The sequence below is a fragment of the Phytobacter cepae genome (assembly GCF_054165735.1).
Genome location: NZ_CM135107.1, coordinates 3,653,150 through 3,678,632, shown reverse-complemented (window position 1 = coordinate 3,678,632; position 25,483 = coordinate 3,653,150). Strand labels below are relative to the sequence as shown.

General features: G+C 59.7%; 21 protein-coding genes. 15 read left to right on the top strand and 6 right to left on the bottom strand.

Annotated elements, in window-relative coordinates; genetic code table 11:
* The first annotated feature begins 201 nt into the window (after window positions 1–201).
* Genes fes through entF form a run of 3 tightly spaced genes read left to right on the top strand, consistent with a single transcriptional unit; the run spans window position 202 to window position 5,532 of the window.
* Entirely contained in the window at window positions 202–1,413 is a 1,212-nt protein-coding gene (fes, locus tag ACUY4Q_RS17305; protein ID WP_458043943.1) for an enterochelin esterase, read from the top strand.
* 29 nt (window positions 1,414–1,442) lie between these two features.
* A complete protein-coding gene (locus tag ACUY4Q_RS17300) occupies window positions 1,443–1,646 on the top strand; it encodes an MbtH family protein (RefSeq protein ID WP_458043942.1) in 204 nt (67 codons plus the stop codon).
* Window positions 1,647–1,656: 10 nt separating this feature from the next.
* The gene (entF, locus tag ACUY4Q_RS17295) at window positions 1,657–5,532 is read left to right on the top strand and encodes an enterobactin non-ribosomal peptide synthetase EntF (RefSeq protein ID WP_458043941.1); all 3,876 of its coding nucleotides are present in this window, start codon (window positions 1,657–1,659) and stop codon (window positions 5,530–5,532) included.
* 426 nt (window positions 5,533–5,958) lie between these two features.
* Here the strand turns inward: entF and fepC are convergent, their stop codons facing one another.
* From fepC to fepD, 3 genes are read right to left on the bottom strand one after another with little or no spacing between them, the layout of a single operon-like run.
* Window positions 5,959–6,759 (bottom strand): iron-enterobactin ABC transporter ATP-binding protein, encoded by an 801-nt coding sequence (gene fepC / locus ACUY4Q_RS17290; RefSeq protein WP_458043940.1) that lies wholly within the window; start codon window positions 6,757–6,759, stop codon window positions 5,959–5,961.
* Window positions 6,756–7,706 (bottom strand): iron-enterobactin ABC transporter permease, encoded by a 951-nt coding sequence (fepG, locus tag ACUY4Q_RS17285; protein WP_458047376.1) that lies wholly within the window; start codon window positions 7,704–7,706, stop codon window positions 6,756–6,758. Before fepG ends, fepC begins: the two co-directional genes overlap by 4 nt.
* A gap of 38 nt (window positions 7,707–7,744) precedes the next feature.
* A complete protein-coding gene (gene fepD / locus ACUY4Q_RS17280; RefSeq protein WP_458043939.1) occupies window positions 7,745–8,749 on the bottom strand; it encodes a Fe(3+)-siderophore ABC transporter permease in 1,005 nt (334 codons plus the stop codon).
* A 110-nt stretch (window positions 8,750–8,859) separates the two neighbouring features.
* On the opposite strand from fepD, the gene entS reads away from it, so the two are divergent.
* Window positions 8,860–10,095, top strand: a complete 1,236-nt coding sequence (gene entS / locus ACUY4Q_RS17275; RefSeq protein WP_458043938.1) for an enterobactin transporter EntS — start codon at window positions 8,860–8,862, stop codon at window positions 10,093–10,095.
* On the opposite strand, the gene fepB is transcribed toward entS, so the two are convergent.
* Window positions 10,092–11,051 (bottom strand): Fe2+-enterobactin ABC transporter substrate-binding protein, encoded by a 960-nt coding sequence (gene fepB, locus ACUY4Q_RS17270; protein WP_458043937.1) that lies wholly within the window; start codon window positions 11,049–11,051, stop codon window positions 10,092–10,094. The two genes, entS and fepB, sit on opposite strands and share 4 nt — an antisense overlap.
* Window positions 11,052–11,238: 187 nt before the next feature.
* Between fepB and entC the strand changes: the two genes are divergently transcribed.
* From entC to ACUY4Q_RS17235, 7 genes are all read left to right on the top strand, one after another.
* On the top strand, window positions 11,239–12,414 hold the full coding sequence (entC, locus tag ACUY4Q_RS17265) for an isochorismate synthase EntC (RefSeq protein WP_458043936.1): 1,176 nt from the start codon (window positions 11,239–11,241) through the stop codon (window positions 12,412–12,414).
* A gap of 9 nt (window positions 12,415–12,423) precedes the next feature.
* Window positions 12,424–14,034, top strand: coding sequence for a (2,3-dihydroxybenzoyl)adenylate synthase (locus tag ACUY4Q_RS17260; RefSeq protein WP_458047375.1), 1,611 nt, complete (start codon window positions 12,424–12,426; stop codon window positions 14,032–14,034).
* Window positions 14,035–14,046: 12 nt separating this feature from the next.
* Entirely contained in the window at window positions 14,047–14,898 is an 852-nt protein-coding gene (locus tag ACUY4Q_RS17255; protein WP_458043935.1) for an isochorismatase, read from the top strand.
* Window positions 14,898–15,644, top strand: coding sequence for a 2,3-dihydro-2,3-dihydroxybenzoate dehydrogenase EntA (gene entA, locus ACUY4Q_RS17250; RefSeq protein WP_458043934.1), 747 nt, complete (start codon window positions 14,898–14,900; stop codon window positions 15,642–15,644). The genes ACUY4Q_RS17255 and entA overlap by 1 nt, the downstream gene beginning before the upstream one ends.
* On the top strand, window positions 15,645–16,058 hold the full coding sequence (entH, locus tag ACUY4Q_RS17245) for a proofreading thioesterase EntH (protein ID WP_458043933.1): 414 nt from the start codon (window positions 15,645–15,647) through the stop codon (window positions 16,056–16,058).
* Window positions 16,059–16,753: 695 nt separating this feature from the next.
* Window positions 16,754–18,859 carry a pyruvate/proton symporter CstA gene (gene cstA, locus ACUY4Q_RS17240; RefSeq protein ID WP_458043932.1) on the top strand — a complete coding sequence of 702 codons (2,106 nt, stop codon included), beginning with the start codon at window positions 16,754–16,756 and terminating at the stop codon, window positions 18,857–18,859.
* A 67-nt stretch (window positions 18,860–18,926) separates the two neighbouring features.
* Entirely contained in the window at window positions 18,927–19,124 is a 198-nt protein-coding gene (locus ACUY4Q_RS17235) for a YbdD/YjiX family protein (protein WP_458043931.1), read from the top strand.
* Between the two features lie 73 nt (window positions 19,125–19,197).
* Here ACUY4Q_RS17235 and ACUY4Q_RS17230 read toward each other — a convergent pair whose 3' ends face one another.
* A complete protein-coding gene (locus ACUY4Q_RS17230; RefSeq protein ID WP_458043930.1) occupies window positions 19,198–19,941 on the bottom strand; it encodes an SDR family NAD(P)-dependent oxidoreductase in 744 nt (247 codons plus the stop codon).
* Window positions 19,942–20,040: 99 nt separating this feature from the next.
* On the opposite strand from ACUY4Q_RS17230, the gene ACUY4Q_RS17225 reads away from it, so the two are divergent.
* A complete protein-coding gene (locus tag ACUY4Q_RS17225) occupies window positions 20,041–20,643 on the top strand; it encodes a TetR/AcrR family transcriptional regulator (protein WP_458043929.1) in 603 nt (200 codons plus the stop codon).
* Between the two features lies 1 nt (window position 20,644).
* On the opposite strand, the gene ACUY4Q_RS17220 is transcribed toward ACUY4Q_RS17225, so the two are convergent.
* Window positions 20,645–21,733: an oxidoreductase gene (locus ACUY4Q_RS17220; RefSeq protein WP_458043928.1), complete on the bottom strand. Its 1,089-nt coding sequence runs from the start codon at window positions 21,731–21,733 to the stop codon at window positions 20,645–20,647.
* Between the two features lie 159 nt (window positions 21,734–21,892).
* Here ACUY4Q_RS17220 and ACUY4Q_RS17215 point away from each other — a divergent pair, with 159 nt between their 5' ends.
* Genes ACUY4Q_RS17215 through ACUY4Q_RS17205 form a run of 3 tightly spaced genes read left to right on the top strand, consistent with a single transcriptional unit; the run spans window position 21,893 to window position 25,470 of the window.
* Complete coding sequence (locus ACUY4Q_RS17215) at window positions 21,893–23,395, top strand: sugar ABC transporter ATP-binding protein (protein ID WP_458043927.1); 1,503 nt, start codon at window positions 21,893–21,895, stop codon at window positions 23,393–23,395.
* On the top strand, window positions 23,392–24,387 hold the full coding sequence (locus tag ACUY4Q_RS17210; RefSeq protein WP_458043926.1) for an ABC transporter permease: 996 nt from the start codon (window positions 23,392–23,394) through the stop codon (window positions 24,385–24,387). The genes ACUY4Q_RS17215 and ACUY4Q_RS17210 overlap by 4 nt, the downstream gene beginning before the upstream one ends.
* Window positions 24,388–24,405: 18 nt before the next feature.
* Window positions 24,406–25,470, top strand: a complete 1,065-nt coding sequence (locus ACUY4Q_RS17205) for a sugar ABC transporter substrate-binding protein (RefSeq protein ID WP_458043925.1) — start codon at window positions 24,406–24,408, stop codon at window positions 25,468–25,470.
* Window positions 25,471–25,483: the final 13 nt, after the last annotated feature.

Here is a 25,483-nt window from a genome sequence, read left to right as displayed (position 1 = left end):
GAAAGCGGCATGATGTCGCCAGCTTGCTGCGAAGGGCGCTCGTTCCTGAGAAAAATCGCGACAAGTGACACGTTACGAGTGAAAGACGCGCCGGTGCAGGCGCGGGCAATACGCTATTGCAAATGCAAATAATTATCAATAATATTATCAAGAAATTTGATTGAGCAGGCAAAATTTCCACAAGTCATTTGGGGTAACGCAGTGGTGCAAGAGACAGGAAGTGATGCCTGGTGGGCATCAAAACAGGGGCCAGAGTGGGAGCGGGAATCAGCAACGCATTATCGGGTCACCTTCTGGTGGCGTGACCCGGCGGGCACCGAAGCGACCTCCACCGTTGAGCGCGTCTGGCTCTATATCACCGGCGTCACCGATCATCATCAACAGTCCGCGCCGCAATCATTGCAACGCATTGCGGGCACCGACGTCTGGCGCTGGCAAACCCGCCTCGAAGCCGGATGGCGTGGGAGCTATTGCCTGATCCCGTCGACAAAACGGGACGATTTTCCGCCGCAGGCTTTTACCCAGACACCGCCTGACCGTGCCGCACTGCGCGAAGGCTGGCGCACTCTTTTCCCTCACGCGATAGCCGATCCGCTCAATGCCCAGCACTGGCGGGGCGGACGGGGGCATCCGGTTTCCCCTCTCTCGCTGCCGGGCGCACCGGAACAGCCTGGCTGGGGCGCGCCGGATGCGGAATATACCCCGCCGGTTTGCTTCGAATGGCAGAGCGACCGGTTAGGCAACCGCCGCCGCGTGTGGGTCTATACCACCGGGGATGACAACGGTGCAGAACGCCCGCTAGCGGTGCTGCTCGACGGGCAATTCTGGGCGGAAAGCATGCCGGTCTGGCCTGCGCTTGCCGCGTTAACCCACGAGGGCAAATTGCCCCCGGCGGTCTATGTGCTCATCGATGTGATTGATACCGCCCACCGCAGCCGGGAGCTTCCCTGCAATGAGGATTTCTGGCTGGCGGTCCAGCAGGAATTATTGCCACACGTTCAGTCAACAACGCCGTTCAGCGACCGCCCCGAACGCACGGTCGTGGCCGGGCAGAGCTTTGGCGGGCTGGCATCGCTGTATGCCGGGTTGCACTGGCCGGCGCGTTTTGGCTGCGTGCTGAGCCAGTCGGGCTCTTACTGGTGGCCGCATCGCGGGGGCAGCCAGGATGGCGTGCTGACGGAGGCGCTCAGGCGCGACGAGCTTTCGGCGCAAGGACTGCGCATTGTGCTGGAAGCAGGGGTGCGAGAGCCGGTTATCTTTCGGGCCAATCAGGCGATGCTTGCCCAGTTGCAACGCACGCAACCCGCCGTTTTCTGGCGTCAGGTTGACGGTGGGCATGATGCGCTTTGCTGGCGCGGTGGGCTGACCTCAGGGCTTATCACCCTCTGGCAACCGTTGCTGCGCGCTGAGTAACGCGCACTTTTTCACCACAGGAGTCCGGTATGGAATTCAGCAATCCCTTCGATAATCCCGAGGGGCACTTTTATATTCTGCAAAACGCCCAGCAGCAGTACAGCCTGTGGCCGGAGCCATGCGCATTGCCGGAAGGCTGGCAGGTGGTTTGCGCCCCCGCATCGCAGGACGCCTGCACCGCATGGCTGGCACAACACTGGCAGACATTAACCCCGGCGCACCACGCGCAATAAGGAGAGGCGGATGACCACTCGATACCCCCTGGTTGCCGCACAGCCGGGGATCTGGATGGCAGAAAAACTCTCCACGCTGCCCAACGCCTGGAGCGTGGCGCACTATGTGGAGCTGGAAGGCATGCTGGATGCCCCATTACTGGCGCAGGCGATTGTTAAAGGTATGCAGCAGGCGGATACCCTGCGGCTGCGCTTCGTTGAGGACAACGGAGAGGTCTGGCAGTGGGTTGATGACACGCAGACCTTCCCGCTGCCGCAGCGTGTCGATTTACGTGCTGAGCCTGATGCGCACGCGGCGGCCCTGGCGCTGATGAACGCGGATCTGGCGCAAAATCTGCGCGTGGACGGCGGTAAACCGCTCGCCCATCATGCCCTTATTCAGGTGACCGACACCCGCTGGTACTGGTATCAGCGCTATCACCATTTACTGGTCGATGGCTTCAGTTTCCCGGCTATTACCCGCCAGATTGCCGCCATTTACCGCGCTATGCGCCACGATGCCCCCCTGCCAGATTCCCCCTTTACCCCGTTTGCTGAAGTGGTGGACGAATATCAGCGCTACCGCGATAGCGACGCCTGGCAGCGGGATAAAGCCTTCTGGTCTGAACACAAACGCACACTTCCCGCCGCTGGTTCGCTCTCGGGTGCGCCGCTGCCGGGGCGTGCTGCGACCACCGACATTTTGCGTCTGAAGCAGGACCTCGACCCATCGGCATTTCGTCGTCTGACGCAGGCTATACCTGGCTGTCAGCCTGCCGATCTGGCGCTGGCGCTGGTGGCATTGTGGTTAGGCCGACTCAGCAGCCGCCCTGACTATGCCGCCGGGTTTATTTTTATGCGGCGGATGGGCTCAGCCGCACTGACCGCTACCGGCCCGGTGCTCAATGTGCTGCCGCTCGGTGTGCACATTAACCCTGGCCAGACCCTGGCGGAACTGGCGACAAGCCTTGCCGGGCAACTGAAAAAGATGCGCCGCCATCAGCGCTATGATGCGGAACAAATTCTGCGCGACACCGGACGCGCGGCGGGAGATGAGCCGCTGTACGGCCCGGTATTTAACGTCAAAATGTTCGACTATCTGCTGGATGTGGACGGGATTGCCGGGCAAACCCATACGCTGGCGACCGGACCGGTTAACGATCTGGAAATCGCGCTTTTCCCGCACGAGGAGGGCGGCCTGACTCTGGAAGTGCTGGCGAACCGCAGTCGCTATGAAGAGGCCACGCTTTCGGCTCACGCGGCACGTCTGCCCGATTTACTCCGCCAGTTTGCCGCGAACCCCCTGCTGCGTTGCGGCGATGCCCGGCTGGTTTCGGTGCAGGATGTGCAGCAACTGGAAAAAATTAACGCCACCGGCGTCATGCTGCCAGTGACCACCCTGAGTGAATTAGTGGCGCAGCAGGCGGCGAAAACCCCGAATGCCCCGGCGCTGGCCGATGCGCGCTGGCAGTTCAGCTACCGCGAGATGCGTGAACAGGTGGTGGCGCTGGCAAACCTGTTGCGTGAGAAGGGCGTCAGGCCGGGCGACAGCGTCGCCGTCGCGCTGCCGCGCTCGGTCTTTCTGACGCTGGCGCTGCACGGCATTGTGGAGGCCGGTGCAGCCTGGCTGCCGCTCGACACCGGTTACCCGGACGAGCGGCTGCGTACGATGCTGGAAGATGCAAAACCGCGCTTGCTGATTACCTCTGAGGATCAGCTTGCTCGTTTCAGTGATATTCCACACCTGGCGTACCTGTGTTACGGCGCGCCGCTTGATCTTAAGGGCAGTGAACCCCTGGCGCTGTCCCGCCCGGAGCATACTGCCTACATCATCTTTACCTCCGGCTCGACCGGGCGACCGAAAGGGGTGATGGTCGGGCAGACCGCCATCGTTAACCGCCTGTTGTGGATGCAAAATCACTATCCGCTGAATGCGCAGGATGTGGTGGCGCAGAAGACACCGTGCAGTTTTGACGTCTCGGTGTGGGAGTTCTGGTGGCCGTTTATCGCCGGGGCGCAACTGGTGATGGCGGAACCTGAAGCGCACCGCGATCCGCTGGCGCTCCAGCAGTTCTTCGCCCGCTTTGGCGTGACGACCACCCACTTTGTGCCCTCGATGCTGGCAGCCTTTGTGGCTTCCCTCACCCCGGACAGCGCACGGGAAACCTGCCACACCTTGAACAAGGTATTCTGTAGCGGCGAAGCGCTGCCCGCCCAACTCTGCCGGGAGTGGGAGCAACTGACCCACGCGCCGCTCCACAACCTGTATGGCCCGACGGAAGCGGCGGTGGACGTGAGTTGGTACCCGGCCCACGGTGAGACGCTGGCGGCGGTAAGCGGCACCAGCGTGCCGATTGGCTTCCCGGTATGGAACACCGGGCTGCGTATCCTTGACGGCATGATGCAGCCGGTTCCGCCAGGCGTGGCCGGGGATTTGTACCTGACCGGCATCCAACTGGCGCAGGGGTATCTGGGGCGGCCAGACCTCACCGCCAGCCGCTTTATCGCCGATCCCTTTGCCCCCGGTGAGCGGATGTACCGCACCGGTGACGTAGCGCGCTGGCTGAACAACGGCGCGGTGGAATACCTTGGCCGTAGCGACGATCAGCTTAAAATTCGCGGTCAGCGTATCGAACTCGGTGACATTGACCGGGCGTTGCAGGGCCTGCCGGATGTGGCCCAGGCGGTCACCCATGCCTGCGTGTTCAATCAGGCATTGGCCGGGGGCGGCGATGCGCGTCAACTGGTGGGCTATCTGGTCTCTGACTCAGGCCTGCCGCTCGATGTCACCGCACTTCGCGAGAAGCTGGCGCAGCAGCTTCCGCCACATATGGTGCCGGTTGTCCTGTTGCAACTGAGTGAGTTGCCGCTCAGCGCCAACGGCAAGCTGGACCGCAAAGCCCTGCCTTTACCGACGCCGGTACGTGAAAAAGCTGCCCGCCCGCTGGCCGTGGGTGCTGAAACCGAAGTGGCAGAGGCGTTCTCAGCGCTGCTGGGCTGCGAAGTACGTGATGCACAAGCCGATTTCTTTGCCCTCGGCGGCCACTCGCTGCTGGCGATGCGCCTTGCGGCACTGCTCAGCAAACGCTTTGAACGCCATGTGACGCCGGGGCAGATCATGGTGGCCTCCACCGTGGAGAAGCTGGCGCATTTGGTGACGCAGGATGCTCTCGACAGCCGTATGGGGCTGGAGACGCTGCTGCCGCTGCGCGAAGGAAAGGGGCCGACCCTATTCTGCTTCCACCCGGCTTCCGGCTTTGCCTGGCAGTTCAGCGTGCTGGCGCGTTATCTCTCGCCCCGTTGGGCGATTTCCGGCATTCAGTCGCCACGCCCCGAAGGGCCAATGCAGCAGGCAGCGAACCTGGACGACGTGTGCGAGCACCATCTTGCCACCTTGCTGAAAGCGCAACCGCACGGGCCTTATCACCTGTTTGGTTACTCGCTGGGCGGCACGCTGGCGCAGGGGATTGCCGCCCGACTGCGGGCGCGTGGTGAAACGGTAGCATTCCTGGGGCTGCTGGATACCTGGCCGCCGGAAACACAGAATTGGGCAGAAAAAGAGGCAAACGGCCTCGACCCGGAGGTGCTGGCAGAGATTGAGCGCGAGCGTCAGGCGTTTATCGCCGCTCAGCAAGGCCAGGGATCGAGCGAGATGTTTGCCACTATTGAGGGCAACTATGGCGACGCGGTTCGCTTGCTGACCACCGCACACAGTGCGCACTTTGCCGGCAAAGCGACGCTGTTTGTCGCCGAACGCACGCTACCTAAAGGAATGGACCCTCACACCGCCTGGTCACCGTGGGTAGATGAGTTAGAGGTGTACCGTCAGGATTGCGCGCATGTGGATATCATTTCTCCGCAGGCGTTTGCGTCCATCGGCCCGGTGCTGCGGGAGTTGTTGGGGTGAGGGGAACGTGTCATGGTTAGGAGCAACATGCTGCTCTGAGGGTATTTCCGTTCACCTTATGTTCCTTGCTTTTCTGTAGCGCCAGAACCCGTGAACGTGCCAGGGTGGCTCACCGCCACCACCCTGGCGACCCGGGCTCCCGGCCAGGAAAATCGCCGCTGGCGCGGTCCACTCAGCTTCTCCTTCAGGCTTATCGGGGACGGGCGAAGGTAACGTCCGTGTAAAGTCGCCCTCGCCGCGCATCCCTGCGCGTCGCCCCGGCCTTACGGATACGCTTCGCCGATTTTCAGCCGGACCCAGTCATCGCGGTGACTGTTGTGTTCTCATTGCGCGGTGTTATCGCTGGAAAACGTGAGGGAGAAACGTACTGACAAACCGCACTAAACGGTTCCCTCTCCCTGAGGGAGAGGGTTAGGGTGAGGGGGCTCACCCCGCATATTTACCCAACGGCACCACCAGTGGCGTATGCGCCACCGGGTCCTCAATAATCAAACAGCGCAACCCATACACCGCTTCAATCAGCTCTGGGGTAACAATCTCTTTCGGTGCCCCCTGGGCCACAATCTTGCCGTCGCGCAGCGCAATCAAATGGGTGGCGTAACGGCAGGCCTGGTTGAGATCGTGCAGCACCGCCGCCAGCGTATACCCCTGCTCACGGTTGAGGTCGCTTAGTAGCTCCAGTAAATCAATCTGATAACTGATATCGAGCCAGGTCGTTGGTTCATCCAGCAGCATAATGGCGGTTTCCTGCGCCAGTACCATTGCAATCCAGGCGCGCTGGCGTTGACCACCGGAAAGCGTATCCACACTCTGGGTTGCCAGACTGTCCACGCCGGTTGCACGCATGGCGCGGGTGACCGCCTCTTCATCTTCTTTTCGCCAGCGGGTAAACAGCGGCTGATGAGGGTAACGCCCGCGCGCCACCAGCTCCTGCACGGTAATATCTCCCGGGGTCGTCGCATTCTGCGCCAGCAGACCGACACGGCGGGCGACCTCTTTGCTGGCATAGCGCTGGATCTGCTCGCCATCAAGATAAATATGCCCCTGTTCCGGCGCCATCAGGCGGCTCAGGGTGCGTAGCAGCGTCGATTTCCCGCAGCCGTTAGGGCCGATAATGGCGGTGAAGTGCCCATTGGGGATAGCCACGCTTAAGTCCGTGGCAACAATTTTCTTACCGTAGCCCAGGGTTAAGGCTTCGCCACGCAAACGGGCTGCTGTATCGGTCATTTTTTGCGGGACTCCTGAATCAACAAGGCGATAAGGTAAATGCCACCGAGGCTGACGGTGACGACGCCCACGGGTAACTGATAAGGGATAAACAGCCGCTGCGCGCAGATGTCTGCCAGCAACAGCAGCACCGCACCGCAGAGTGCCGACTGGGTCAGCCCCCAGCGCGCGGTGGCGCTCAGACGGCGGGCAATGTGCGGCGCGACCAGCGCGATAAACGAGATGGGGCCGGCAAGCGCGGTCGAGGCGGCGGTCAGCATCACGGCGACCAGCATCAGCAGCAGGCGCGAACGTTCCACGCTCACCCCCAGCGCACAGGCGCTGTCATCCCCCATCTCCAGCAGGCGCAGGCGGCGAGAAAGCAGGGTCGCAAAAACAAACATCGCGATAATCACCGGCACCGAGGGCAGCGTTTTCGCCCAGGTCAGACCGTTAAGCGAGCCAGCGTTCCACAACCCGGCGGAGAGCGCGGTCTCCAGTGAGGCATGCATCAACAGCCAGGTGTTGAACGCCACCAGCATGGCGCGCACCCCGATGCCGACGATGATGAGACGAAAGGTCTCGATGCCGTTGCGCCACGCCAGCAGCCAGACGATAACCGAGGTGATAATCCCGCCCCCCATTGCCGCCAGCGCAATCGCGGTAAGACTCTGCCCGTAAAACACCATCGCCACCAGCACGCCGCTCCACGCGCCGGTGTTAAAGCCCATCACATCCGGGCTGCCAAGCGGGTTACGCATCAGCGACTGGAAAATCGCGCCACTGACACCCAGCGCGGCACCCACCAGCAGGGCTATAAACACGCGCGGTAAACGCCATTCGGTGACCACCCGTTGCATGGCGCGGGGGGCGTTGCCTCCCAGCGCGTCCATAACCTGGCTGACGCTGAGCATCACTGCACCGCTGCGCAGCCCCCAGACGGCCAACGCAACACTGACGAGGATCATCAGCAAACAGCTCAACAGCAGACGGCGGGAAGGGGAGGTCACAGGCCACCTCCGCGGATGCGCCGCACCAGCACAATCAGCACCGGTGCGCCGATAAAGGCGCTGACCACCGAGACGCGTAACTCGCCCGGCACCAGAAAGCGACCCAGGATATCGGCAAACAGCAGTAACGTTGGCGTGGCAATGAGCGTCACCGGCAATGACCAGCGGTGGTCGGCTCCCACCAGCCAGCGTGCCAGATGCGGCATCATCAGACCGATAAACGCAATCGGCCCCACCACCGCCGTGGCGCTGCCGCACAGCACGGTAATGGCAATCAGCCCCAGCAACTGCGTGCGGGCGACTTTACTGCCGAGTGCGGTGGCGGTGTCGGTGCCCAGGCTCAGGCTGTTCAGCGCGCGGCTTGACAGCAGTGCCGCCCCCGCCGCCAGCAGCACGGGAATCAGCACGATTTTGAGCGTTTGCAAGGTGCGAATGTCCAGCGAACCGGCCTGCCAGAAACGCAACTGGTCATAAACATCGGCATTGAGTAATGAAATACCGCTGGAGAGCCCTTCGAGTACGGCTGCCAGCGCCACGCCCGCCAGGGTCAGACGCACCGGACTGAGCTGCCCGCCGCCCGCACTGCCGGTGAAGGCCACCAGTAACGAGGCGCTGAACGCGCCGCAAAAGGCCAGCCCAAGCTGTTCGACCGGAGACGCCGCGCCAAACAGCGCTGCGCCCACCACGATGGCGAAGCTGGCGCCGGAATTCACGCCCAGCAGGCCCGGATCCGCAAGCGGGTTGCGCGTCAGGGTTTGCATTAATGCGCCAGCGATGCCCAGTGCCCCGCCTGCCAGTAACCCGGCAAGGGTGCGCGGTAAACGGGCATCACGAATGATGGTGCAGTCAGCGCTTTGACAGGTGCCAGACAGGGCATCCAGCACCACGGCGGGAGTCATGGCCTTTGCGCCAAGAAAGAGGCTGAGTGTCATTGCTAAAACCAGCAATATCAATAACCCGACCACGGTAAGCACGCGCGTCGGGGAAGGGGAAGACGACATAATACGTTCCTGACTTGATAATGATAGTAATTATCGTTATCGATCTTGTTTGTGTATGTTACCATGCACGCCCTGGAATGAATAAAAAAAGTTCATGTTAAGGCGTTGTAATGAAGCAACAATCCTGGCTGCTGAACGTCAGCCTCTTGCGAACGCATCCGGCCTTCCGCGCCGTGTTTCTCGCCCGTTTTATCTCCATTTTATCGCTGGGTTTACTGGGCGTTGCCGTGCCAGTACAGATTCAGGCAATGACCCATTCAAGCTGGCAGGTGGGCCTTGCCGTCACCCTGACCGGCAGCGCCATGTTTGTGGGGTTGATGGCGGGGGGCGTACTGGCTGACCGTTACGAACGTAAAAAATTGATTCTTATTGCCCGCAGCACCTGCGGGGTGGGCTTTATCGGCTTATGGCTCAACGCACTGCTGCCTGAACCCTCGCTGCTGGCGATTTACCTGCTCGGCGTGTGGGACGGTTTCTTCGCCTCGCTTGGCGTGACAGCCCTGTTGGCGGCCACGCCTGCGCTGGTAGGGCGTGAAAATCTCATGCAGGCCGGGGCGATTACCATGCTGACCGTGCGCCTGGGTTCGGTTATCTCCCCGATGTGCGGCGGTTTACTGCTGGCTACCGGCGGCGTGGCATGGAACTACGGTCTGGCGGCGGCGGGGTCGTTTATTACCCTGATTCCGCTGCTCGGTTTGCCGCTGTTGCCACCGCCACCGCAGGCGCGTGAACACCCCTTCACCTCGCTGGTGGCAGGCTTTCGTTTTCTGCTCAGCAGCCCGTTGATTGGCGGGATTGCGCTGCTTGGCGCCCTGCTGACAATGGCCAGCGCCGTGCGCGTGCTCTATCCGGCGTTGGCGATGAGCTGGCAGATGTCGGCGGCACAGATTGGCCTGCTGTACGCGGCTATCCCGCTCGGCGCCGCAGCGGGGGCGTTAACCAGCGGGCGGCTGGCGCATCATTTACGGCCTGGCCTGCTGATGCTGGGCGCAAGCGTGGGAGCATTTATCGCCATCGGGCTGTTTAGCCTGATGCCTCACTGGACGTTGGGGGCGCTGTTCCTGGTGCTGTTTGGCTGGCTGAGCGCCATCAGTTCGCTACTGCAATATACCCTTATCCAGACGCAAACCCCGGAGTCGATGCTCGGGCGTATTAACGGTCTGTGGACGGCGCAGAACGTCACCGGTGACGCCATCGGTGCAGCGCTGTTAGGTGGGCTGGGCGTGGTGATGACTCCGGCGGCGTCCGCCAGCAGCAGTGGCTTCGCGCTGGCGGTAGTCGGGGCACTACTGCTGCTGGTGCTGAGCGAGCTGCGCCGTTTCCGGCAGCAGCCCGTAACGTCTTAACCGAACAGAGCTGACAGGCGCTGCAACACGCGGGTCGCGCTGTAGTAATCCAGACGGAAGGTTTCTGACCCCAGCGCATAGACCCGTTTGTTCTGCACGGCAGTGAGATGGGCGAGCAGCGGGTTGGCATTGAGTTCGTCCGCATCTTTCTGATCGCTGGCGAACAGGAACAGGGCTTCACCGTTCAGGCCGCTGGCGAGGTTTTCGCCGCCCAATTGCACGATGTCATGGCGCTTGCCCTGGCTTTTGCTGGTGTTAAGCCCTTGCGGCAGCGTGGCGAGCGTAAAACCTAATTGAGCCAGTAGCTTGCCCTGCGCCGAGTCCTGGGTCCAGAGGTTGGCATTGTGCGCACCCGGATTGTAAACCAGCGCGGTAACTGGCTGTGGCGGCAGGGTCATTTTCGCCTTCACCTCTGCCAGTTGCTGATTAAATTCAGCCACGCGCGCGGCGGCCTGTTTTTCCTGGCCGGTGATGGTGCCCAGTTGGGTCAGCAACGCTTGCCAGCTTTTGTCGTCGTAGTTGATGACCAGCGTCGGCGCGATGGTTGAGAGCTGATCGTAGAGCGAGAGCGCGGAGTCGCCGCCGGTGGCGCTGATGAGGATCAGGTCCGGCATTTGCGCGGCAACGGCTTCCGCATTGGGTTCACCGATGTAGATGCGTGCAACGTTGCGTTTTTTTGCCACCTCGCTCCATTGGCGCAGGAAGCCCTGATCGTCGGCAAAACGGTTATTCGGCGTGGTTGCCCCGCTGGCAATAACCGGCGCGTCAATCGCCAGCAGCGAACCGGTCAGCGTGACGCTGGTCGAGACGATACGCAGCGGTTTTTGTTCAAGCGTGTGGGTGCCTTTGCTGTCGGTGACCTGACGCGGCCAGTCTGCGGCCATCGCTGAGGTAAGTCCTAAAACAAAAATGCCCAGCATGATAAGGGGCTTACGGCAAAGAAAAGGAAGAGTCACAACATCGCATCCTGATTTTGTTGAGGTTAATGCTTCTCATTTTCATCGTTGACGGTGACGGATGCAAGCGTTAGCGCGAAGAGCACAATGCACTGCGGTTGACACACCAGAGCAATACCATTAGCTTTATCGACCGAAATTCAAATGATAATCATTCGTAATTTATTTATCATTTCTGGAGGATGATATGGATACGTCACTGGCTGAGGACGTCCAGCAGACGACAAAAACGCTGGCAGCGGACCAGTTTTTCTTTATGTCACCGTTCCGCAGCTTCACGACCTCCGGGTGCGTTGCCCGTATCAGTGAACCTGCCGTGGAAGGGGAGAGCGCGGAAAGCCGGTTCCAGCAAACGCTGACGCAGGCTTTTGCCAGGGCGAAAGCGCAGGGCATCGCGAACCCGGTCGTGGTGGGTGCCATTCCTTTTGACACGACCCAACCTTCTGAACTCTTTATTCCGGCTTCGTGGCAGACCTTTTCGCGCCCGTCTAAGCAGCGATCCTCCCGATACTTCTCCGGGCACGATACCCCGGATGTCACCTCGCGTAAGGAAATTCCTCCCCAGGATGTCTTTATGGACATGGTTGCCAGGGGCGCGGCACTGACGGCCACCCCCGAGGTGGATAAGATTGTCCTCTCGCGTTTGATTGATATCGCTACCGACGCCCGTATCGACAGCGGCATCCTGCTGGAGCGTCTGATAGCCCAGAACCCGGCGAGCTTTAACTTCCACGTGCCGCTCAGCAGCGGTGGCGCACTGTTAGGTGCCAGCCCGGAACTGCTGCTGCGTAAGGACGGCGAACACTTCAGTTCGCTGCCGCTCGCCGGTTCCGCGCGCCGCCAGCCCGATGACATGCTCGACCGTGAAGCGGGTAACAGGCTGCTGGCCTCTGAAAAAGACAGACATGAACATGCGCTGGTGACTCAGGCCATGAAGCAGGTATTGCAGGCGCGTAGCCGTAACCTGAGCCTGCCGGACTCTCCCCAACTGGTGACCACGCCTACCTTGTGGCACCTCGCAACCCCGATTGAAGGCACGGCACAGAAGGGCGAAACCGCCCTGACGCTGGCCTGCCTGCTGCACCCGACGCCAGCCCTGAGCGGTTTCCCGCATCAGGTGGCGAAAAAGTGGATTGCCGAACTGGAACCGTTTGAGCGCGAGCTGTTTGGCGGCATCGTTGGCTGGTGCGACGCCGACGGTAACGGCGAGTGGGTGGTGACCATTCGCTGCGCGCGGATTCATGAAAACCGTGTTCGCTTATTTGCCGGTGCAGGCATTGTGCCTGCCTCTTCCCCGGCGGGAGAGTGGCGCGAAACCGGCGTCAAACTGACCACCATGCTTAACGTTTTTGGCCTGCATTAAGGAGTGATGATGACCGTTCCCTTTACCCGTTGGCCGGATGAATTCGCCACACGTTACCGCGAAAAAGGTTACTGGCTGGATTTGCCGATGACCGACATGCTGACCCGTCACGCAGAGAGTGATGCGGTGGCGGTGATTGACGGTGAGCGCACGTTTACCTATCAACAGTTGCATCAGGCTTCTGACAATCTGGCAAGCAGGCTGCAATGGCTGGGCATTCAGCGTGGCGAGACCGCACTGGTGCAGCTTGGCAACGTGGCGGAGTTTTACATCACCTTTTTTGCGCTACTGAAAATCGGCGTCGCCCCGGTGAATGCGCTCTTTAGCCATCAGCGCAGTGAACTGAATGCTTACGCCGCACAAATCAAACCGGCGTTGCTGATTGCTGACCGCGCACATGCGCGCTTTGCAACCGATGCACTCTGCCAGGCGTTCATCGCTGAACATGCTTCGCTGCGTGTCTCGTTGTTCCTCAACGACAGCAGTGAAAAATCGTTAACGGCGGCAATCGCAGCCCCGGCAGCGCGTTTCATAGAAACGCCGACCCCGGCGGATGAAGTGGCCTTTTTCCAGCTCTCCGGCGGCAGCACCGGCACGCCGAAGCTGATTCCGCGTACTCATAACGACTATTACTACAGTATTCGCCGCAGCAACGAGATTTGCGCCATTACGGCAGAGACCCGTTACCTGAACGCACTGCCCGCCGCGCACAACTATGCGATGAGCTCCCCAGGATCGCTGGGTGTGTTTCTGGCGGGCGGTTGCGTGGTGCTGGCGAACGATCCCAGCGCCACGCTCTGCTTCCCGCTGATCGAAAAGCACCGCATCAATGTCACCTCTCTGGTGCCGCCTGCGGTCAGCCTGTGGCTTCAGGCGATTGGCGAAGGGGCGAACCCCGCGCAGCTTTCTACCCTCGCGCTGTTGCAGGTGGGCGGCGCGCGTCTGCCTGCGACGCTGGCAGCACGTATTCCGGCTGAGATTGGCTGCCAGTTGCAGCAAGTTTTCGGCATGGCAGAAGGGTTGGTGAACTACACCGCGCTGGACGACACCCCGGAGCGCATCTTCAACACCCAGGGCCGCCCGATGTGCCCGGACGATGAAGTCTGGGTCGCCGATGAGCACGGCAACGCCCTGCCGCGCGGCGAAGTGGGACGCCTGATGACACGCGGGCCGTACACCTTCCGTGGCTACTTCAACAGCCCGGAACATAACGCCAGCGCCTTTGATGCCAACGGTTTTTACTGCTCTGGCGACCTGATTTCTATTGATGACGCGGGCTACATCACCGTACAGGGGCGTGAGAAAGATCAGATCAACCGTGGCGGTGAGAAGATCGCCGCCGAGGAGATTGAGAATTTACTGCTGCGTCATGAGGCGGTGATCCACGCCGCGCTGGTCAGCATGGAAGACAGCCTGCTGGGGGAAAAAAGCTGCGCGTATCTGGTGGTGAAGCACCCGGTGCGTGCGGTGGAGATTCGTCGTTTCCTGCGCGAGCAGGGGGTCGCTGATTTCAAACTACCGGACCGCGTTGAGTGTCTGGATGCGCTGCCGCTGACCCCGGTGGGCAAAGTCGATAAGAAACAATTACGCCTGACGCTGGCACAACGCACGCAGGCGTAACGAGGAGAGAACATGGCTATTCCAAAACTGACCGGGTACGCACTGCCGACCGCGAATGATATTCCTGATAATAAGGTGCAGTGGGCCTTTGAGCCTGACCGTGCTGCTTTGTTGATTCACGATATGCAGGAGTATTTTCTCAACTTTTGGGGTGATAACTGCCCGATGATGGAAAAGGTGGTCGCCAACATTGCCGCCCTGCGCCAGTTCTGTAAGCAGCACGCTATCCCGGTCTATTACACCGCTCAGCCAAAAGATCAGAGCGATGACGATCGTGCGCTGCTCAACGACATGTGGGGGCCGGGCTTAACCCGTTCGCCAGAGCAACAGCAGATTGTCGCCGCACTTGCGCCAGACGAAGACGATACGGTGCTGGTGAAGTGGCGTTACAGCGCCTTTCACCGCTCGCCGCTTGAGCAGATGCTGAAAGAGAGCGGGCGTAACCAGCTCATCATTACCGGTGTGTATTCGCACATTGGCTGCATGACCACCGCCACTGACGCCTTTATGCGTGATATCAAGCCGTTTATGGTGGCCGATGCGTTGGCCGATTTCAGTCGCGAAGAGCATTTGATGTCGTTGAAATATGTCGCGGGCCGCTCAGGGCGTGTGGTGATGACCGAAGCGTTGTTGCCGGTGCCGACCAGTAAAGCGGCCCTGCGCGCGCTGATTCTGCCGCTGCTGGATGAATCCGATGAGCCGTTTGACGATGAAAACCTGATTGATTACGGTCTGGACTCCGTGCGCATGATGGCGCTCGCGGCGCGCTGGCGCAAAGTGCATGGCGATATCGATTTTGTCATGCTGGCGAAGAATCCGACTATTGATGCCTGGTGGGCGCTACTCTCCCGCGAGGTCAAATAATGGATTTCGCAGGGAAGACGGTGTGGGTGACCGGGGCCGGTAAAGGCATCGGTTACGCTACGGCGCTGGCGTTTACTGAGGCGGGCGCGCAGGTAACGGGGTTTGATCGGGCTTTTGACGGTGAACATTATCCTTTTGTCACCGAAGTGCTGGACATCGCCGATGCTGAGCAGGTCGCGCAGGTCTGCCCGCGCGTGCTCGCACAGAGCTCGCGGCTGGATGTTCTGGTCAACGCGGCGGGTATTTTACGTATGGGGGCGACGGATGCGCTCTCACAGGATGACTGGCAGCAGACGTTCGCGGTTAACGTTGGCGGGGCGTTTAATCTTTTTCAGGCGACCATGGCGCAGTTTCGCCAGCAGAAGGGTGGGGCCATTGTCACCGTGGCGTCCGATGCGGCCCACACGCCGCGTATTGGCATGAGCGCGTACGGCGCGTCGAAAGCGGCGCTGAAAAGCCTGGCGCTGACGGTGGGGCTTGAGCTGGCGGCCAGCGGCGTGCGGGCAAACCTTGTTTCCCCTGGCTCCACTGATACCGATATGCAGCGCACCCTCTGGACCAGCGGTGATGCGGAGCAGAAGCGGATTGCGGGTTTTGGCGAACAGTTCAAGCTCGGCATCCCGCTGGGGAAAATAGCCCGCCCGGAAGAGGTCGCCAACACGATTTTGTTTCTCGCATCCGACTTCGCCAGCCACATCACGCTACAGGATATCGTGGTGGATGGCGGCTCGACGCTGGGGGCATAGATGATCTGGAAACGCTCGCTAACGCTGGATGAACTCAATGCCACCAGTGCCAGCACGATGGTGGCGCATTTAGGCATTGTCTATACCCGCCTGGGCGAGGATGTACTGGAAGCTGAAATGCCGGTCGATGCTCGCACGCATCAGCCTTTTGGCCTGCTGCACGGCGGCGCTTCCGCCGCGCTGGCCGAAACCCTGGGATCAATGGCCGGGTACATGATGACGGCGGAGGGTCAGTGTGTGGTGGGAACGGAGCTTAACGCCACCCATCACCGCGCGGTGTCGCAGGGCAAGGTTCGCGCTGTTTGTCGGCCGCTGCATCTGGGGCGACAGCATCAGAGCTGGGAGATTGTGGTCTTCGACGAGCGAGACCGCCGCTGCTGCACCTGCCGGTTAAGTACGGCGGTGATCGGGTAGCGAGATTGCCCCTCGCCCTGGCCATTGCCTCAAAGAAGCGAGGAATCCCCGGTAATATTACGTTTTACAGCGATAACGCTGCGGCATGAGAATAAAACAGCCACCGCGATGACAGGGTCCGGCTGAAAATCGATGAGGCGTATCCGTAAGGCCGGGGCGACGCGCAGGGATGCGCGGCGAGGGCGACTTTACACGGACGTTACCTTCGCCCGTCCCCGATTAGCCTGAAGGAGAAGCTAAGTGGACCGCGCCAGTGGCGATTTTCTTTGCCGGGAGCCCGGGTCGCCTGGGTGGTGGCGATGAGCCACCCTGGCACGTTCACGGGTTCTGGTGTGACAGAAAAGCAAGAAACATAAGGTGAACGGAATGACCATCAGAGCCGCATGTTCCCCCTCACCCTAACCCTCTCCCCAAAGAGGAGAGGGGACTGTCCGTGCTCGCATTTTTGTGAGGATTCCTCAACCTTTGGGGTGAGGGTAACAGGCTGCACCATCCCCCCAAATCCAAACCCGCTTCCCCCTCTCATTCTTCTCCTCCCATACTCATTCAAATACGCCCTATAAGTGATCCCCGTAGCACACTGAAGTAAATGCCCGGATTGATAGCGAAATTCCAATGTTTCAACGTTGTTAAAACACGCAAAGTGTTCTAGAAACAAAATGTAACATTTACTTTTACGCACACGGATAATCGCTATGAATAACTCAGGGAAATACCTTATTTGGGCATTGCTCTCCGTTGTTGGGGCGTTTGCTCTTGGCTACATCGCGCTTAACCGCGGTGAGCAGATCAACGCGCTGTGGATAGTCGTTGCCGCAGTCTGTATCTATCTGATTGCCTATCGTTTTTATGGCCTGTACATCGCCAAAAACGTACTGGCCGTCGACCCGACCCGTATGACCCCCGCTGTGAAATACAACGACGGGCTGGATTACGTTCCGACCGACAAGAAAGTGCTGTTCGGTCACCATTTTGCCGCGATTGCCGGGGCAGGGCCCTTGGTGGGGCCGGTGCTGGCAGCACAGATGGGCTACCTGCCGGGGATGATCTGGATCCTCGCCGGGGTGGTGCTCGCCGGTGCGGTGCAGGACTTTATGGTGCTGTTCGTTTCTACCCGCCGCGATGGACGCTCGTTGGGGGAGCTGGTTAAAGAAGAGATGGGCGCGACTGCCGGGGTGATTGCGCTGGTGGCCACCTTTATGATCATGGTGATCATCCTCGCGGTGCTGGCGATGATCGTGGTGAAAGCCCTGACCCACAGCCCGTGGGGGACCTATACCGTTGCCTTCACCATCCCGCTGGCGATTTTCATGGGAATTTATATTCGCTACCTGCGTCCCGGGCGCATCGGTGAAGTTTCCGTTATCGGCCTGTTCTTCCTGATTTTCGCGATTATCTCCGGCGGCTGGGTGGCGGAAAGCCCGACCTGGGCCCCGTTCTTTGATTTCACCGGGGTACAGTTGACCTGGATGCTGGTGGGTTATGGTTTCGTGGCGGCAGTATTGCCGGTCTGGCTGCTGCTGGCACCGCGTGACTACCTCTCCACCTTCCTGAAAATTGGCACCATTATCGGTCTGGCGATTGGCATTCTGATCATGCGCCCGACCCTGACCATGCCTGCGCTGACGAAATTTGTCGACGGCACCGGGCCGGTCTGGACGGGGAACCTGTTCCCGTTCCTGTTTATCACCATCGCCTGTGGTGCGGTGTCTGGCTTCCATGCGCTGATCTCGTCCGGCACCACGCCGAAGATGCTGGCGAACGAAGGGCAGGCCTGCTTTATCGGTTACGGCGGCATGCTGATGGAATCGTTCGTGGCGATTATGGCGCTGGTCTCGGCCTGTATCATCGATCCGGGCGTCTACTTCGCGATGAACAGCCCGATGGCGGTGCTGGCACCGGCGGGAACCACCGATGTGGTCGCATCTGCCGCCCAGGTGGTCAGTAGCTGGGGCTTCAGCATCACGCCGGAAGCGTTGAAAAACATTGCCGACGAGGTGGGTGAACAGTCAATCATCTCCCGTGCGGGCGGCGCGCCGACGCTGGCGGTGGGCATGGCGTACATTCTGCACGGTGCGCTGGGCGGCATGATGGATGTGTCGTTCTGGTATCACTTTGCGATTCTGTTCGAAGCACTGTTCATTCTGACGGCGGTCGATGCCGGTACCCGTGCCGCACGCTTTATGCTACAGGACCTGCTGGGGGTGATCTCTCCGGGGCTCAAACGCACCGACTCATTACCGGCAAACCTGATTGCCACCGCGCTGTGCGTGCTGGCCTGGGGTTACTTCCTCCACCAGGGGGTGGTCGATCCGCTGGGCGGCATTAACACCCTGTGGCCGCTATTCGGTATCGCAAACCAGATGCTGGCCGGGATGGCGTTGATGCTCTGCGCGGTGGTGCTGTTCAAGATGAAGCGTCAGCGTTACGCATGGGTGGCGCTGGTGCCGACGGCCTGGCTGCTGATTTGTACCCTGACCGCGGGCTGGCAGAAGGCCTTCAGCCCGGATGCGAAAGTGGGCTTCCTGGCGATTGCCAATAAGTTCCAGGCGATGATCGACAGTGGTACTATTCCGGCGCAGTACACCCAGTCTCAGCTTTCCCAGTTGGTATTCAATAACCGTCTGGATGCCGGGCTGACCATTTTCTTTATGGTGGTGGTTGTGGTGCTGGCGTTTTACTCGGTGAAAACAGCGATGGCGTCGCTGAAAATCGACAAGCCAACCTCACAAGAGCGCCCGTATGAGCCGATGCCGGAAAATCTCGATGAGATTGTGACCCAGGCGAAAAGCGCACATTAACCTTTGCCCTCACCCGGCCCTCTCCCTGTGGGAGAGGGTTAGGGTGAGGGGTAACGAGAGATGAAATATGTTCGACACTTTATCTAAAGCAGGCAAGTACTTAGGCCAGGCCGCCAAAATGATGATTGGCGTACCGGATTACGACAACTACGTGGAACATATTCGTAAAACGCACCCGGACCAGACGCCAATGACTTATGAAGAGTTCTTCCGCGAGCGTCAGGACGCCCGCTATGGCGGCAAGGGTGGGGCGAAGTGCTGTTAGTCCTCTTTGGGTAAATAATTCTACGAGCCGCTACGCAAATGCCTCTGCCGGGCGACAGAGGCCTGGTTAATCATCAGGCGTTAGCGCCACCGTCCACATCGATGCCGGTACCGGTGATGTGCTTCGCCGCGGGGCTTGCCAGGAAAGTGACCGCATCGGCAATGTCTTCCGCTTTACCGTAATGGCCGAGCGCAATCAGCTGGCGCTGGGTTTCAGCACCTTCGCCATCGGCCGGGTTCATGTCGCTGTCCGTTGGGCCTGGATGCACCAGGTTGACGGTGATACCACGTGGGCCCAGGTCGCGCGCCAGCCCGCGGGTTAACGAGTTCAGCGCGGATTTGGTCATCGAGTAAACCGCAATGCCCGTCAGCGGAACGTGATTGGCAAGGCAACTGCCGATGTTAATGATGCGTCCGCCGTCCGGAAGATGGGCAATGGCAGCCTGAGTGGCGATGACCACGCCGCGGATGTTCACATTGATTAAGGCATCAATATCTTCATCCGACATCGCTTCCAGCGGCCCGCCGCGCGCGATGCCTGCGTTGTTGACCAGAATATCCAGCCCCCCCAGTTGTTCAACCGACTGCGCCACCGCCTGGCGTATGGCCTGCGGGCTGGCGCTGTCGGCCTGAATGGCCGCCCCGTTGCGCCCCAGTGCGCGTATTTCATCGGCAACGGCCTGCGCTTTCTCCGCCGATTTCTCATAAGTGATCGCCACGTCTGCCCCTGCACGGGCTAATGACAAGGCAATGGCTTTACCCAACCCACGACTTGCGCCCGTCACCAGCGCGCGTTTACCAGCAAGTGAAAAAGACATAGTAACTCCTGAATTTAATTGTGTATCGATTGGCACATAATTAAAGTAAACGCACTTCCATGAACGCGTCAATGGTATTAATATACCGATCAGCACAAAATGTTGGAGGCCACCGTGAGCCGGGGAAGACCACGCGAATTTGATCGTACTGAAGCATTGAACCAGGCGATGAAAATCTTCTGGCAGAAAGGCTATACCGCTACGTCAATGAATGACTTATACGAGGCGATGGGCATTAAATCGCCCAGCCTGTATGCCGCATTCGGTAGCAAAGAGGATCTGTATGAAGAGGTGCTGCTGCACTACGAGCAATCTGTTGCACCGATGATTTGGGGACATATGACCAGCGAACCGTCGCCGCGGCAGGCTATTGGCTTGTGGCTGTCGCGTTCTGCTGAAATGCTGACGCAAACCGATATGCCGCACGGCTGTATGGTCACGCTCTCTGCCGTGGGCAGTGAAGGCAATAACCGACTGGGAAACCTGGTGCGCCGCATGCGCACGGCGGGAAATGCGCTGTTAAAAGCGCGGCTTGCCGAGGCGCAGCAACAGGGGGATTTGCCCGGCTCCGTGGACGTCGAGGCCCTGACGCGCCTGTATGTCAGCATCCAACAGGGAATGTCGATTCAGGCCCGCGATGGCGCGAGCCGTGAAACCTTGCTGAGCATTGCCCGTTCGGCCATGGCGCTATGGCCTGGCTGATCTAGCGGGCGAAATGTTCGACTTTTTCAAACGCCGCGCGCAGGGTGGCCGGGCTCAGTTCACCGGGCAGATAGTGAATCGACTCCACCGGGCGCAGCGTATGGGCAATCACCCGGTCCAGCTCTTCATGATTATTGATGTCCACCGCCAGCGCCGCCAGCGTCGTCGGCAGGTTAAAGCGCTGGTAGGCGTTCACTAACTGCGCCAGCACCTCCTCCTGGCCGAGCAGGGCGCTCTGCACCAGAATGCCGTAGGCCACTTTAGTGCCGTGCAGGAATTTCTCCGTCTGCGGTAACACGGTCAGGCCGTTGTGCACCGCATGTGCCGCAGCAACACGGGTATAACGCTCGCCCAGACCGCCGACCATTCCGCCACCGGCAATGATCGCATCCACCACATCACGAAACGCCTGTGTCACTTCGCCCCGCGCCTGATCCGCCAGCGCCTCTTCACTGCTGGCGAGCAGCACATCGCGAATCGCCAGCGCGTTGTTGATCCCCAGACGAACGGTCAGTGACAGGTTTTCTGGCTCCGGCGCCAGCACGACCGCCTCATACCACTTCGCCAGCGTATCGCCGATCCCCGCCAGCAGGTATTCCGCCGGCGCATTGAGAATGATTTGCGGCTCGACCAGTACCAGGAAATTGGCATCATCGAAAATTTCAAAATGCAGTGCCTGACCGGCATCGTTATACCAGACGGAGAGCGGCGTCCAGGCCGCACAGGTGGCGGCAATGGTTGGAATGGCCACCACCGGCAACCTTAAACGGCGCGCCACCGCTTTAACGGTATCGAGCAACGCACCGCCGCCCACGCCAATCACCACCGCCCGGTCATCGCCCGATAGCTCAGCCAGCTCCGCCACGTCGTGCTCGCTGCAATGGCCTTTGAACAACAGATGCTTCGCGCCCGGCGCGTTAAAGCCCTCCGGCAGGAAAGGGCGTGCCCCTTCGATGGCGCGCTCGCCGTAAATCCACACCGCACGGGAAAGCTGTTCAGACGTATAAAAATCATGAAGGTGCGCAAGACTGCCCGCATGGGAGAAGTAGTTAGCCGGGCCGGTGACGACGCGAATATTCGTGTTGCTCATTTGTTGTGTCCTTGTGTACTATCGCTAACCTGATGTTATGTCTGGACATCCGGATGGCTAATATTATTTTGCTTTATCTTATGCCTTTTCTGTCGTTGCCAGTCAAGGCGGCCTATGAAAAATTCATCAAATAACTTATTTATCAGGAACTCGCGTCGGATGAGCACTCACCACCTCGAAATGCGCACTATTAGCCTGTCGTTTGGCGGATTTAGCGCATTGTCGCATGTCGATTTCACCCTGCGAGGCGGTTCCGTGCATGCGTTAACGGGCGCGAACGGCGCGGGGAAATCGACGCTGATGGCGGTGTTGTGCGGCACCCACGACCATTACGAAGGCGAAATCGTCATCAATAACCAGCCGGTTTCTATTCGCACTCCCCGCGATGCCAAACAGCTGGGCATTCACCTGGTGCAGCAGGAAGTGGATGTGGCGCTGATTCCCGGCCTGTCGATTGCGGAGAACATCATGCTCGACCGTCTGGCTGAGGCGGGGCATACGTGGCGCTGGGGCGAAATGCGCCAGCTTGCGCAGGAGGCGCTTGCGCAGCTTGATGTGACCCTTGATGTGCGTCGTTCAATCGATACCTGCACCCTGGCGGAGAAGCAGCAAATTCTGCTGGCGCGCGCGCTCTCTCACCACTGCCGTTTCCTGATTCTGGACGAACCTACCGCGCCGCTCGATCAGCATGAAAGTGAGCGCTTGTTTACCGTGGTGCGTCGTCTGCAACAGCAAGGGATTGGTGTGGTGTTTATCTCCCACCGCATTCATGAACTGAAAGCCATTTGCGACACCCTGACCGTGCTGCGTGACGGCAAGCTGATTGAATCCGGCCCGATGGCAGAACTCAGCGGCGAGCAAATCGTCGAGAAGATGCTCGGCCATGAACTGAGCGACATCTACCCGCCTAAGCGCCCGCCGCACAGCAATGACGTGCTGTTAAGTATTGACGGCCTGCATGACGAGCAACTGCTTAAGGATATCTCGTTGCGCCTGCGCAAAGGGGAGATTCTGGGCATTGCCGGGCTGGCTGGTGCGGGTAAAACCGAACTGTGTAAGGCGCTGTTTGGCGCGAGCAAAAGCAAAGTCACGCGCGGTGAACTTAACAGCCAGCCGTGGCGGCCCCGCGACCCGGCAGACTCCGTGATTCGCGGGCTGGCGCTGGTGCCGGAAGAGCGGCGCAAAGAGGGCATTTTTATTGAAGAGCCTATTGCCATGAATCTCTCGGTCAGCGCGGACAACACCTTCTCCCGCTGGAGTCTGTTCGGTCATCGCCAGGCCTGGCGCTGGGCGCAGGAGGTGATTGCCCGCGTCGGCGTGCGCACCACCGGGCCTGGGCAAACCTTGCGTCGCCTGTCCGGCGGTAACCAACAGAAAGTGGCGATTGGCAAATGGCTGCGCGGCAATGCCAACGTGGTGATTTTTGACGAGCCAACCAAAGGGGTCGACGTGAAAGCCAAAACTGACCTGTTCCAGCTGATTGACGGGCTGGCGCGGGAAGGGAAAGGCGTGATTTATGCCTCCGGGGAGTTTTCCGAACTGGTTGGCCTGTGCGACCGCATTTGTGTGCTCTGGGATGGGCGCATTGTCGCAGAAGTGAAGGGCGAGGAGGCCCGAGAAGAGACCTTACTTTATTTTTCCACCGGAGGAACGGCAGCGTGAGCAAAGCCCTTTCAGTTAAGGCTGCGGTGTCACCCCGTCAGCAGTTTTTTGATTTTCTTTATAAATGGGGCATGTTGCTGACGGTTGTCGCGCTGGTTGCCATCTTTGGTCTGGCATCGGATAACTTCCTCGACCCGTTCAACATCATCAACATCTTACGCTCTATCGCCATTGTCACGGTGATCGCGGTTGGGGTGTCGATTTCACTCACTATCGGTGGTTTTGACCTGTCGGTCGGTTCAACCGCGTCGCTGGCGAACGCGCTGGTGATTTCACTCTTCGTCTGGCATGGCTTTGGCACCACCGAAGCCATTCTGGTGACGCTGGCACTCTGCACCCTGGTGGGCCTGTTTAACGCATTCTTAATTGTGGTGCTGCGGATCCCCGACATGCTGGCGACCCTCGGCAGCCTGTTTGTGATTCAGGGCGTGGCGATGACCTACAGCTACGGCGGCTCCATCACCCAAAACATGGTACTGCCGAGCGGCGAGATGGCAGAAGGGATGATCCCGGAGGCCTTTGGTCTGCTCGGGCAGGTGCCCACTATCGTCATCATCATGCTGGTAGTGACCGTTCTGGCGCAGTTAGGCCTGTCGCTGACCACCCACGGACGCCGGATGTATGCCATCGGCGGTAACCCGGAAGCGGCGCGTTTATCCGGTATCCGCACCACCCGTTACAAAGTGGCGGCCTACGTGATTGCCTCACTGCTGGCCGGTTTAGGCGGCATCCTGCTGGCCTCGCGTATTGGCTCGTCCCAGGTGAACGCTGGTGGCGGCTACCTGATGGATGCGGTTGCGGCGGCATGGATCGGTTTCTCGCTGGCGGGTTCCGGTAAGCCGAATGCGCTTGGCACGTTGGTGGGGGCGGTGATTCTCGGCGTGCTCTCAAACGGACTGGTGATGCTCTCCGTGCCGTATTACGCCATGGACATTATTAAGGGGCTGGTGCTGGCCGGTGCCCTTGCGTTGACTTACTTCCAGCGTCGTTAATTATTCAGGGGATAACAGATGAAAAAGATAGCACTCTCTTTACTGACGCTGGGATTACTGAGCGCGCTGCCGGGTTATGCGGCAACACCGGCTCCGGTACCGGACGCCATTGCCAGCCATAACGGCCCGATTCGCATTGCGCTGATTCGTAACCTCGGTTCCGATGACAACACCACCCAGTTTGTTTCCGGCGCGCTGCAGGAAGGCAAAAAACTCGGGTTTAAAGTCAGCACCTTCCTGAGCAACGGCGATGATGCTAAGTTCCAGGATTTCGTGAACCAGGCCATTACCCAGAAATACGATGGCATCATCCTCTCTCAGGGCCGTGACCCGTACTCGACCGCGCTGATTAAAAAAGCGGTCGATGCCGGGATCAAAGTGTCGGTGTTTGATACCGCTGTGAACGGTGAAATTCCGGGCGTGACCGTCACCCAGCAGGACGATGCCTCCCTGACCAAACTCTCCTTTGGCGCGCTGGCAAAAGACTTCAACGGCAAAGCCAACATCATTAAACTGTGGGTCGCCGGCTTCCCGCCAATGGAGCGTCGTCAGGCCGCCTATGCTGAGTTGCTGAAGGAGTATCCGGGTATTAAAGAGCTGGAGTCCATCGGTGCGGTCTCTTCCGACGTGCAGGGCGATACCGCCAACAAAGTGGGCGCGGTGCTGGCGAAATACCCGAAAGGGCAGATTGATGCTATCTGGGGCACCTGGGACGCCTTCAGCCAGGGGGCTTACAAGGCGCTGAAAGAGAACGGTCGTACCGAGATCAAACTCTACAGCATCGATGTGTCTAACCAGGATCTGCAACTGATGCGCGAGTCCAACAGCCCGTGGAAAGTGAGCGTGGCGGTGGATCCGAAACTGATTGGCGCGACCAACGTGCGTCTGATTGCCAATAAGATCGCGGGTGAACAGACGCCTGCGACCTATGACTTTAAAGCGGCCGCCATTCCACAGGCGCTGCTGGCGGCACAACCTGGTGCGGTGAACGTGGCATCACTGGCGAAAATCATCCCAGGCTGGGGCCAGACCGAAGACTTTATCGCGCCGTGGTTCGCTACCCTGGAAGCAAAAGCGAAATAATCATTGCCCGGTG